The sequence below is a fragment of the Homoserinibacter sp. GY 40078 genome (genome assembly GCF_008017545.1).
In the GTDB taxonomy this organism is placed as follows: domain Bacteria; phylum Actinomycetota; class Actinomycetes; order Actinomycetales; family Microbacteriaceae; genus Homoserinibacter.
The window spans coordinates 629,208-640,034 of sequence record NZ_VRTZ01000001.1; the positions used below are offsets into that span (position 1 = coordinate 629,208).

Here is a 10,827-nt window from a genome sequence, read left to right on the forward strand (position 1 = left end):
GGCCGGAGTGAGTGAGCTCGAGCTCGAGCCGCGCGAGGCTCAGGATCTGTTCGGCGACCGGATCGAGCTGGGTCGACAGTTCGTTGCTGATCTCGCACGTGAAGGAGAGACCCGCGGGCTGATCGGTCCGCTCGAGCTGCCGCGTCTGTGGACGCGTCATGTGCTGAACTCGGCGCTTGTTGCTCCATTGCTCTCCGGTCGAGTGGGTGACGTCGGAAGCGGTGCCGGCCTCCCGGGCCTGGTGGTGGCGATCGTTCGCCCCGACGTGGATCTGGTGCTCATCGAGCCGATGGAACGTCGAACCGACTGGCTGCGCGAAGAGGCGGAGGCACTCGGTCTTTCGAACGTCGAGGTTGTCCGGAGTCGGGCGGAGGATTATCGCCCGGCGGTGCAGCTCGACCAGGTCACCGCCCGGGCGGTGTCGGCGTTGTCGAAGCTCATCCCGATCACGGCGCCGCTGGTGCGACCCGGGGGAGAGCTCGTGCTCCTCAAGGGCGAGCGTGCCGCGACGGAGGTCGATGCGGCGGCGAAGGCGATCCGTCGGTTCGGGCTGACAGATGTGCGGGTGGAAGTGCTGGGCGAGGGTGTCGTGAGCGAGCCGACCCGCGTGGTCCGCGCGACGCGATCCTGATTCGAGTCGAGTCGTAGCCGTTGGGTGGACGGCAGGGCTCTTTGCCCCGTCGATGTTTCACGTGAAACATCGAGCGTGGAAGCACAGGGCGAGCGCCCGCGGCTCAGCCTGGCTGTCGTCTGATGAGGCTGGGGCGATCCATGAGGAGCGCCCCTGACCACGGTTCGGGTGTCCGATCAAGAAGCCTCGACGCTGCGCCGGCGGAGGGGAGAGCGACCGCGCCGACCTGATGCGACCGTCGATGACGGGCAGGCGCGGCGGGCGAGGCCGCCCGTCGCCGCTGAAGACGAAGGCACCCGCGGACGTGCCAACCCGTGAGCTCAGGTCTCGCGCCGATCGACGAAACCGAAGGCGTGCGCGGATGTGGGCGCGCAGATGTTTCACGTGAAACTCTCATCGCTGAACCGAACCCACGGTGGTGATCGACCGATCGGCGGGGCGCGAACTCACGCCACCCGCACTCGGCGGCGACCCACTCGGGGCGACGTCCGTCAGGGGAGTGGTCGCGAGGGGTGGTCCCGGAGAGCGGTCCCGGAGAGTGGCGCCTGACCCATCGACCGCGCGTGGTACGGGATCCCTTCCGCCGCCGGATGTTTCACGTGAAACATCGCAGGGGGGTCGGCACGCGGAAGGTTAAGGAGCGTGAGCCCCTTCGTCGACGTCGCTCTCCACGGGAGCCGTAACCACGAGCTCCGGGGCCTCCACGTTCCCTCCGCGGACGGGTAGCTCGCACATCGCCGGGCGGTCCTCCCCTGCGTGAAGATCGACATGCCGGGAGAGCGAAGTCGTGGATTACAGTGGAGAGTCGCGGCCGCCCCGGGCCGCGATGTTTCACGTGAAACACCGAAAGGGAGACGTGACCATCCCCAGCCCGTTCGATGCGTCGACCCCCCTCGGACGCGAGGTCGCCGAGATCACGCGCCGCCGCATGGCACTCGCCGCCGCAGACTTCCCGCTCCCCGAACAGACGCGAGTATTCACAGTCGCGAACCAGAAGGGCGGCGTCGGGAAGACGACGACCGCTGTGAACCTGGCTGCCGCGCTCGCACAGGCTGGAGCGCGGGTGCTGGTGATCGACCTCGATCCACAAGGCAATGCATCGACCGCCTTGGGCGTCGAGCACCGGTCCGAGACCCCGTCGGTCTACGACGTCATGATCAACGACGTCCCGATGGCTGAGGTCGTTCAGGCAAGCCCGGAGTTCGAGGGCCTCGACTGCATTCCGGCGACGATTCATCTCGCGGGGGCGGAGATCGAGCTCGTCTCGGTCGTGGCTCGCGAGCAACGGCTGCGCGCGGCGCTGGCGACCTACATCGAGCAGAGCCCTACCCCGCCCCACTACGTCTTCATCGACTGCCCGCCGTCGCTGGGTCTCCTCACCATCAACGCGTTCGTCGCGGCACGCGAGGTCCTCATCCCCATCCAGTGCGAGTACTACGCGCTGGAAGGCCTGTCGCAGCTGCTCAACAACATCAGCCTCATCGAGCGTCACCTCAACCCTGAGCTCGCCGTCTCGACCATCCTGCTGACGATGTACGACTCCCGCACCAACCTCGCTCATCAGGTTGTCGAGGAGGTTCGCGAGCACTTCCCGAACGAGGTGCTGGAGACCGTCATTCCCCGATCGGTACGCATCTCCGAGGCCCCCAGCTACGGCCAGAGCGTGATCAGCTACGACCTCAACTCGCCGGGGTCGCTGTCGTACCGTGAGGCCGCGGGCGAGATCGCCCGACGCGGCGTGAAGAAGCAGGAGGACAACTGATGGCGGCTCCCAAGCGGACCGGACTCGGCCGGGGCATCGGTGCCCTGATCCCCACCTCCGGCGATACCGCGGAACGCCCCGTCGACGTCTTCTTCCCGAGCCCCACCCCACCGACGGCTGACGCTGGAGAGACGGATCTCGTCGCCGTCCCGGGAGCGCGTCTCGCGCACCTGGCGCCGAGCGACATCGTCCCCAATCCGCAGCAGCCACGACACGAGTTCCGGCAGGTGGAGCTCGACGAGCTCATCGTCTCGGTGCGCGAGTTCGGGGTGCTGCAGCCCGTCGTGGTCCGACCGCGGCCCGGCGCACAGGAGGGCGAACCCGCGTACGAGTTGATCATGGGGGAGCGGCGCCTCCGGGCGTCGAAGGCCGCCGGCCTCGAGGCCATTCCCGCCATCGTGCGCAACACCGACGACGACGCCATGCTGCGCGACGCGTTGCTCGAGAACCTCCACCGCGCGGAGCTGAATCCGCTTGAGGAGGCCTCGGCCTACAAGCAGCTCCTCGAGGACTTCGGGATCACTCAGGAGCAGCTCGCCGAGCGGATCGGTCGGTCGCGCCCGCAGATCACCAACACCCTCCGCCTCCTCAAGCTGCCCGCTACCGTGCAGCGCCGCGTTGCCGCAGGAGTACTGAGCGCCGGGCACGCACGCGCGATCCTCTCCGTCTCCACTGAGGACGGCATGGAGCGCCTCGCGGACAAGATCGTGAACGAGGACCTCTCGGTGCGGGCGGCGGAGGCGGCAGCAGGCGTCGTCACCGGCAAGCCGGCCAAGCGCGCGCGCCCCGCGGCGGGGAAGCGGCAGAGCCACCTCGACGAGGTCGCCGAGCAGCTGGGAGACCGTCTCAACACGCGCGTCAAGATCGCACTCGGGGCGAGCAAGGGCACGATCGTGATTGATTTCGCGACGGTCAGCGACCTCAACCGCATCCTCAGCGAGCTGGGACAGGATCCCTTCGGCCAGTAAAAAACCCCTGGTCAGGTCAGGGATTCCGGCGCGCGTCGTCGGCGAGAGCGGCGTACACCCATCCGAGATCGTGCCCGGCTGCCTCGAGCGCCTGAGGCAGCAGCGAGGTCTCGGTGAGCCCCGGCAGAACGTTCGCCTCGAGGAACCACGGGGTGCCCGATCCGTCGACCATCATGTCCACGCGCGAGATGTGGCGAAGCCCCAGAGCGCGGTGGGCGTCGATCGCACTCGCGCTGGCCCGTGCGATCACGTCATCCGAAAGCCGTGCGGGCGCGAAGAAGCGGGTCTCGCCGGCGTTGTAGCGCGCCTCGAAGCTGTACACACCCGACACCGGCTCGATCTCGACGGTGGGCAGCGCCACAGGCCCGTCTCCCGTGTCGATGACGCCGATGGCGATCTCGGTGCCCCGGATGCACTGCTCGACGAGGGCCACGTCGCCGTAGGTGTAGGCGTCGACCATCGCGCGGGGGAGGTCGGCACGGTCATCCACGATCGTCACGCCCTGCGCCGATCCGCCGCGCGCCGGCTTCACGACGAGCGGCACGGGGAGTTCGTCTGCGATCGCCTCGAACACGGCGTCCGCTCCCAGCTCGCGGAACGCGTCCCGCGGAAGACTGATCGAGCGGGGGGTCTGCACGCCTGCGCGCTCCACGACGACCTTCGCCGTCGGCTTGTCCCAGGCGAGGCGCGCGGCACCTGATCGCGACCCGACGTACGGGATCCCGAGGAACTCCAGCAGCCCGCGGAGGGCTCCGTCTTCGCCGCTCGCACCGTGCAGCGCCGGCCAGACCGCGTCGGGGCGGCGCTCGCGCAGGTAGGCGAGGAGGGTGGCGTCGGGATCGAGCAGTTCCACGTCGACCCCGTAGCCGGTGAGCGCATCGGCGACACGGCGGCCGGATCGAAGCGACACGTCGCGCTCGTGGGAGATGCCCCCGGCGAGCACGACGATGTGGGCGGGTGATGCGTTCACGTGAACCTCCGGATCAGCCGGCGAACGGCGGCAGGACGTCGCGCTCGATGGACTGCACGGGCAGGGGAGCGGTCTGCGAGAACTCGCCGAGGAGTGCCAGCTCGCCGTTGATCACCGTCGACAGGCGGCGGATGCCCTCGCGGATGAAGTCGGGCTCGGGATAGCAGAACGAGAGCCGCATGTTGCGACGGCCGCCGCCATCCGCGTAGAACGCCGTTCCCGGGGTGTAGGCGACGAGCTCCTTGACGGCCCGCGGCAGCATCGCCTTCGAGTCGAGGTGCTCGGGCATCGTCAGCCACACGTAGAAGCCGCCCGAGGGCACCGTCCAGCGAAGCGAGGGCAGGTAGTCCTGTAGTGCACCGAGCATCGCATCCCGTCGCTCGCGGTACACCCCGCGGAATGTATCGATCTGGCGTCGCCAGTCGGCGGTGGCCATGTACTCCGAGATCACGATCTGCGAGAAGGACGATGGCGAGAGCACAGCCGCCTCGTTCGCGAGCACGAGCTTCTCGCGGATCGCGTGCGGAGCGATCGCCCACCCGACCCGCAGGCCGGGCGCAAGCGTCTTCGAGAAGGTGCCCAAGTAGACCACGCCCTCGTCGTCGATGGATCGCATCGCGGGCGGAGGCGCCTGATCGAAGTAAAGCAACCCGTAGGGGTTGTCTTCGAGAACGAGAACGCCCGCAGACCGCGCGATCTCCAGGATCTCGACCCGCCGCTGCCAGGTGAGCGTCACGCCGGTCGGGTTCTGGAAGCTCGGGATCGTGTAGAGGAACTTGATCCGCTTGCCCTCGGCGCGCACACGCTCGATCGTCTCGCGCAGCGCCTGGGGGTTCATGCCCTCGTCGTCCATCGGAACGTGCACGACCTCGCCCTGGAACGAGCGGAAGACCGTGATCGCGGTGACATAGCTCGGGCCTTCGGCGATCACGACGTCGCCCGGATCGAGGAACAGCTTCGCGAGCAGCTCGAGCGCGTGCTGCGAGCCGGTGGTCACCACGACGTCGTCGACGGATCCGCGGATGCCCTCGAGCGCCATCACCTCGAGGATGTGCTCGCGCAGACTCGGCACGCCCTGGCCGGAGCCGTACTGGAGGGCGACCGCGCCATGCTCCCCCACGGCACGCACGGCGGCCGTCTCGACGAGCTCCTTCGGGAGCGCGGAGACGTACGGCATGCCGCCCGCGAGCGAGACCACCTCGGGTCGACTCGCGACGGCGAAGAGAGCTCGAACCTCGGACGCGGAGAGTCCGGCCGTGCGATCGGCGTAGTGGCCGTACCACGGATCGAGGTTGGTGCCCTGGGAGTCATGCATGACGTATCCGTTCGATCAGTGCCCTCCAGGGTAGCCGCGAAACGTCGACGGCCCCCGCACCGACGGGGTGCGAGGGCCGCGAATCGAAGATCGGCTATCCGATGAAGTCCGCGAGGTCCGCCTCGAGAGCCGGCTTGGGCTTCGCACCGATGACCCGCTTCACGACCTCTCCGTCCTTGAAGACGTACATCGCCGGGATCGACGTGATGCCGTACTTCATGGCGGTCTCCGGGTTGTCGTCGACGTTGAGCTTCACGATCGAGAGCTTCTCGGCGTGCTCCTCGGCGATCTTGTCGAGGATCGGCGAGACCGCGCGACACGGGCCGCACCACTCGGCCCAGAAGTCGACCATGATCGGCTTGTCGGAGGCGAGAACGTCGTCGGCGAACGAGGCGTCGGTGACTTCCTTGGTGGACATGTTCATCCTTTCGTGACGCGAGGGCGTCGGTATCAGACGGAGGCCGGGACGGCGGCAGCCTTCTCGGCGTCCTCCAGCCCGGCGAGGTAGTGCTCCGCGTCGAGCGCCGCGACCACACCGGATCCGGCGGCCGTTGCGGCCTGCTTGTAGGTCGGGTCGATCACATCGCCCGCGGCGAAGACGCCCGGAAGGTTCGTGCGCGAGCTGCGTCCGTCGACGGCGATCGTGCCTTCGGGCGCGAGGTCGAGCTGGCCGTGCACGAGGTGGGTGCGGGGGTCGGCGCCGATCGCGACGAACATGCCCTGCACGTCCAGAGTGGTCTCCGTGCCATCGACCGTGTCGACGACGCCGATTCCGGTGACCTTCTCGTCGCCGTAGATGTGCTTCACCTCGTTGTTCCAGATGACCTCGATCTTCGGGTCGGCGAAGGCGCGATCCTGCATCGCCGCGGAGGCCCGGAAGCTGTCGCGGCGGTGGATGAGGTACACGGTGTCGGCGAAGCGGGTGAGGAACGTGGCCTCCTCGAGCGCCGAGTCGCCTCCGCCGATGACGGCCACCTTCTTCTGGCGGAAGAACGCGCCGTCGCACGTCGCGCACCACGAGACCCCGTAACCCGAGAGGCGCTCCTCGTCGGGTAGCCCGAGCTTGCGGTAGGCGGAGCCCGTCGCGTAGATGACCGCCCGCGCCTCGTGCACCTCGCCGCTGCCGAGGGTGACGCGCTTGACGTCGCCCGTGAGCTCGAGCTCGGTGACGTCGTCGTAGACGATCTCGGTGCCGAACCTCTCGGCCTGCTGCTGCATGCGGGTCATGAGGTCCGGGCCCATGATGCCCTCGGGGAAGCCGGGGAAGTTGTCGACCTCGGTCGTCTTCATGAGCTCGCCACCGAACTCGACCGAGCTCGCGATGAGCAGCGGCTGCAGGTTCGCGCGTGCGGCATAGATCGCGGCCGTGTATCCGGCAGGACCGGATCCGATGATGATGAGCTGACGCATCTCGGGCTTCCTTCGTGTGGGTCGCGAGGTACAACACATCCTAGGCGGCGGCAATTCCCGCCCTCAGAGACGCGGCGCGTCGCGTGAGGGGTCAGCGTCGGCGAAGAATCCGGCGGAGTGGCGCCAGCCCCGCGCGCAGCTCCGGCACCCGTACCGCGACGAGCACGGCGCCGTACACGGCGAGGGCACATCCGCCCACGACCACGATCGAGACGAAGGCGCCGCCGGTGGACGCGACCGCGAAGCCCCCCGAGAACCCGCCGAGGAGCGCCAGCACGCCCACGCCCGCGGTGATCGCCACCACCGCGGCGGCGAGGAAGACGGCCGTGCGCTGCACGACTCGGCGCGAGTCAATCCCCTCGAGACGCCGGGCGAGAACGACGGCGAGCACGATCGCTTGCACGGTGCTCGCGATCGACGTGGCGAGCGCGACGCCCACCGCGACGAGCGGAGCGGGAGCGAGGAGCGCGACGCCCAGGAGCGCCACAGTCACGGTCACCCCCTGCAGCACCTTGATGAGGAAGGGCGTGCGGGTGTCTCCGAGCGCGAAGAACCCGCGCTGCAGCACGAACATCGCCGAGAACGGAAGCAAGCCCACGAGGTAAGCGATCAGCACCGAGCTGATCCCCACGACCTCCTCGGGCCTCCCGCCGAAGAACGCGCCGAACGGGATCGCGGCCGCGGCGATCGCCGCCCCGCCGCCGGTGACGAGCATGAGGATGACGCGCAGCGAGCTCGACAGGTCTTCGCGCAGCAGACCGATCTCGCCTGCGTGCACATGGGCGCTCATCCGCGTGAAGTACGGGGTCGCGATCGAGAGCGCGAGGATCGAGTGCGGAAGCATGAACAGCAGCCACGTGGTGTTGAGCACCTGCACGGACGGGTCGAGTGGACCGGCCAGAGTCGCGACCCGCGTCTGCACCACGATCGTGAGCTGGGTGACGACGATCATGCCGAACATCCACCCGGCCGACTTGCCCGCGCTGCCGAGACCGACACCGCGCCAATGGAAGTCGGGGCGGAACGTCAGCCCCGTGCGGCGCCAGAACAGCATCAGCACCGCGGTCTGCATCGCGATGCCGAGCGTCGCGCCACCGCCGAGCAGGGCGATCATCTGCGGCGTCCAGGACGCAGGATCGCGGTGGGCCGGGTCGGTGCCGAAGACCGCCGCGAAGGCCAGTAGCGACGAGATCAGCACGACGTTGTTCGCGACGGGCGCCCAGGTGTACGGACCGAAGACCTTGCGGGCGTTGAGCGCCTCGCCGAGCAGCGCGTAGACGGCGTAGAAGAAGACCTGCGGGAGGCACCAGTACCCGAACGCGATCGCGAGGGCGACGCCGTCGTCGCCGAGCGCCGTCTGATTGCCCTGCGACGTGTAGAACGGCACGATCACCGGCGCGGCGATCGTCACGACGACGCCGATCCCGAGACACAGGGTGATCCCCAGCGTCAGCAGACGGTTCACGAACGCTTGGCCGCCGTCGGAGTGGGAGGCGGCGCGCACGATCTGCGGAACGAGCACCGCGCTGGTGAGGCCGCCGGCGACCAGCGCGAAGATGTTCGACGGCAGGGTGTTGGCGAGTGCGAACGCGTTGACGCCGGGATTCTGCTGGCCGAGCACCCACGCGAGCACGGCGACGTTCAGAAAGCCGAGCGCCCTCGAGACGATCGTTCCCGCCGCGATGGTGGTACTCGCGCGGCGGATTGAGCCGTCGTCGAGGCCCTGCTCAGTCATCCGTCCGGCCCTCCGCGGCGGCCCTGCGGCGAACGACGACGAGCCGCACGATTCCGCCGCCGAACACGAGCGCGATGAAGCCGATGACGAGCGCGGTGCCGATGTTCTCCCACTCCGCCCGCACGGTCACTCGCGCGAATCCGGAGTCGAGGGGCACTCCCGTGGGGCTGCTCACGGCGGTGAGCACGAGCACCTCACCGTTGGCGACTGCCTCGACCGGGAAGTTGGCCGTGGCCGTCGCGCCCGGTTCGACGGTGAGGTCGACGGGGCCGTCGGACTGCAGGAGCGGGCCCTGCGGGTCGATGCTCACCGTGACCGTCACCGGGAGGTCGAGGGAGTTGCTCACCGACACCCGGAAGCCGGAGCTCCGCGCCAGTTGGAGCACGTCGCTGCCCTGCTCGATGCGGACCGACGACACGATGTCGGCAGATCGGTCGCGGAACTCGGCGACCGCATCCGCCCACTCCTCGTCGTTCGCGCTCCATCCGACCGAGTAGAGCGCGATCCGCTCCAGCCGACGCGGATCCAGCAGCGCGGAGGGGTCGGAGAGCACGCTCGAGAAGGTCGTCTCGGCGTCTGCGTCGGAAGCCAGCTCGGTGAACACCGCTTCGCGGTCGCTGTCGTCGGAGCTGTCCTGCAGCGTCGCACTCACGGCGGTCGTGTCGAGGATGTCGGCGAGCGGCACGAGCTGGGCGTCATCCGAGCTCTCGATCGCGGCGAGAGCCTCCGGAAGCGACGACGTGGCGTAAGGCCACTCGCGGGCGAGGCTCAGCACGATCCCGCGCCCGGGAGACGCGCGCCGTGCCGACGCCAGCGCCGATTGCAACTCGGTGAGGGCATCGGTGCGGTCGGCGAGGGTGAGCGTGTCCGCTGCCGTGCGGAGCAGCTGCGAGATCGCTCCGTCGACGACGATGCCGTCGATCCCGTCGAGCGTGACAAGGGGCGCATCGGGGTCGCCGACCGCGGACGAGGTGACCACGACGTCGGCGTAGCCCGCGTCGGCGAGAGCGTCGAGGTCGCGTGCGGCGACCATCTCGTCGCCCGGCCAGGCGATGCTGGGCAGCGTGCTCGTCCAGGCGAGCAGCTGCTCGGTGGTGGGGTAGATGGGATTGCCGTCGGCGTCTGTGTTCTGATCCGCACCGGGATCGTCGCTCGGGGTCGGGGTGCTGCTCGGATCGTTGGCGGCGGGTGTCGTGCCGTCGCTCGGTTCGTCGCTCGGTTCGTCGGTGGGCTCGGTGGGCTCGGGGGTTTCGGCGGGCACGAAGTCACCGGGATCCAGCGCGAAGTCGAATCCGCTCGGCGTCACGTCAGCGAGTGTGGACGTGCGCACAGCCGAGATGATGTCCGCGTCCGCGTAGGCGAGGGTGAAGACCTCGTTGGGCACCGACTCGAGTCGTTGCAACCACTGCAGAGCGGACTCCGGTGCCGAGGTACCGAGCACCCGGATCGAGACGAGGATCATGGGATCGACGCCGATCGTGGCCGGCGTGCCGATCACCGCGTCCAACTGCCGGGTGAGCAGCCCGAAGTCGTCGGTGTAGCGCTCGAGGTCGTCGGCGGGGATGAGGCCGGTCGTCGTCGGCGGGACGATCACCGGCATGAGCACCGACACCGAGAGAGGTCCGCTGCCCGGCGAGACGGCGCCCGTGCTCGTGGGGGTCGTCGAGCTACCCTCGTCGCCCGGCGATGCCGCCCAGGCCGGGGCCGCGACGGCGCTCGCGACGGCGGCGGCGAGGGTCGCCGACAGCAGCGCGCGGCGGACGCGTCGGGTCGTCACCGGCACAGCGCAGCTTCTCCTGACGACACGGCCGACATGCTCTGAAGTCTAGACTCGACGGCTATGCAACCCGTCGCCGCCGCCGTCGAGCGCCTCCACGCGCTCGCCGATTCGGACCGCATCCGCGCGCTCGCCGCGCGGTTCGAGGGAGCGGGTCACGAGCTCGCTCTCGTCGGTGGGCCGGTTCGCGATGCGTTCCTCGGTCGCGAGGCGCACGATCTCGACTTCGCGACCTCCGCGACTCCGGACGAGATCCTCT

9 protein-coding genes and 1 pseudogene are annotated in these 10,827 nt (G+C 69.0%); 4 read left to right on the forward strand and 6 right to left on the reverse strand.

Annotated elements, in window-relative coordinates; translation table 11 throughout:
* Positions 1–7: 7 nt before the first annotated feature.
* The 3 genes from rsmG to FVQ89_RS03030 all read left to right on the forward strand — a co-directional run bounded on the left by rsmG (position 8) and on the right by FVQ89_RS03030 (position 3,361).
* The gene (rsmG, locus tag FVQ89_RS03020; RefSeq protein WP_147900432.1) at positions 8–631 is read left to right on the forward strand and encodes a 16S rRNA (guanine(527)-N(7))-methyltransferase RsmG; all 624 of its coding nucleotides are present in this window, start codon (positions 8–10) and stop codon (positions 629–631) included.
* An 826-nt stretch (positions 632–1,457) separates the two neighbouring features.
* A complete protein-coding gene (locus FVQ89_RS03025; RefSeq protein WP_147901464.1) occupies positions 1,458–2,393 on the forward strand; it encodes a ParA family protein in 936 nt (311 codons plus the stop codon).
* On the forward strand, positions 2,393–3,361 hold the full coding sequence (locus FVQ89_RS03030; RefSeq protein ID WP_147900433.1) for a ParB/RepB/Spo0J family partition protein: 969 nt from the start codon (positions 2,393–2,395) through the stop codon (positions 3,359–3,361). The genes FVQ89_RS03025 and FVQ89_RS03030 overlap by 1 nt, the downstream gene beginning before the upstream one ends.
* A 16-nt stretch (positions 3,362–3,377) precedes the next feature.
* Here FVQ89_RS03030 and FVQ89_RS03035 read toward each other — a convergent pair whose 3' ends face one another.
* From FVQ89_RS03035 to FVQ89_RS03060, 6 genes are all read right to left on the reverse strand, one after another.
* A complete protein-coding gene (locus tag FVQ89_RS03035) occupies positions 3,378–4,331 on the reverse strand; it encodes a D-alanine--D-alanine ligase (RefSeq protein WP_147900434.1) in 954 nt (317 codons plus the stop codon).
* Positions 4,332–4,344: 13 nt separating this feature from the next.
* The gene (locus tag FVQ89_RS03040; RefSeq protein WP_147900435.1) at positions 4,345–5,646 is read right to left on the reverse strand and encodes a PLP-dependent aminotransferase family protein; all 1,302 of its coding nucleotides are present in this window, start codon (positions 5,644–5,646) and stop codon (positions 4,345–4,347) included.
* Positions 5,647–5,740: 94 nt separating this feature from the next.
* Positions 5,741–6,064 (reverse strand): thioredoxin, encoded by a 324-nt coding sequence (trxA, locus tag FVQ89_RS03045; RefSeq protein WP_147900436.1) that lies wholly within the window; start codon positions 6,062–6,064, stop codon positions 5,741–5,743.
* Positions 6,065–6,096: 32 nt separating this feature from the next.
* On the reverse strand, positions 6,097–7,056 hold the full coding sequence (gene trxB, locus FVQ89_RS03050; RefSeq protein ID WP_147900437.1) for a thioredoxin-disulfide reductase: 960 nt from the start codon (positions 7,054–7,056) through the stop codon (positions 6,097–6,099).
* 91 nt (positions 7,057–7,147) lie between these two features.
* Positions 7,148–8,791: a murein biosynthesis integral membrane protein MurJ gene (gene murJ, locus FVQ89_RS03055; RefSeq protein ID WP_147900438.1), complete on the reverse strand. Its 1,644-nt coding sequence runs from the start codon at positions 8,789–8,791 to the stop codon at positions 7,148–7,150.
* Positions 8,784–10,574, reverse strand: coding sequence for a DUF6049 family protein (locus FVQ89_RS03060; protein WP_147900439.1), 1,791 nt, complete (start codon positions 10,572–10,574; stop codon positions 8,784–8,786). Before FVQ89_RS03060 ends, murJ begins: the two co-directional genes overlap by 8 nt.
* 57 nt (positions 10,575–10,631) lie before the next feature.
* On the opposite strand from FVQ89_RS03060, the pseudogene FVQ89_RS14545 reads away from it, so the two are divergent.
* Positions 10,632–10,827 (forward strand): annotated as a pseudogene (locus tag FVQ89_RS14545) (CCA tRNA nucleotidyltransferase); the annotation flags it as partial.

Coding starts and splice junctions, on each gene's coding strand:
- FVQ89_RS03025 (WP_147901464.1), top strand. CDS start 1,458: ATGTTTCACGTGAAACACCGAAAGGGAGACGTGACCATCCCCAGCCCG.
- FVQ89_RS03030 (WP_147900433.1), top strand. CDS start 2,393: ATGGCGGCTCCCAAGCGGACCGGACTCGGCCGGGGCATCGGTGCCCTG.
- FVQ89_RS03040 (WP_147900435.1), bottom strand. CDS start 5,646: ATGCATGACTCCCAGGGCACCAACCTCGATCCGTGGTACGGCCACTAC.
- trxA (WP_147900436.1), bottom strand. CDS start 6,064: ATGTCCACCAAGGAAGTCACCGACGCCTCGTTCGCCGACGACGTTCTC.
- trxB (WP_147900437.1), bottom strand. CDS start 7,056: ATGCGTCAGCTCATCATCATCGGATCCGGTCCTGCCGGATACACGGCC.
- murJ (WP_147900438.1), bottom strand. CDS start 8,791: ATGACTGAGCAGGGCCTCGACGACGGCTCAATCCGCCGCGCGAGTACC.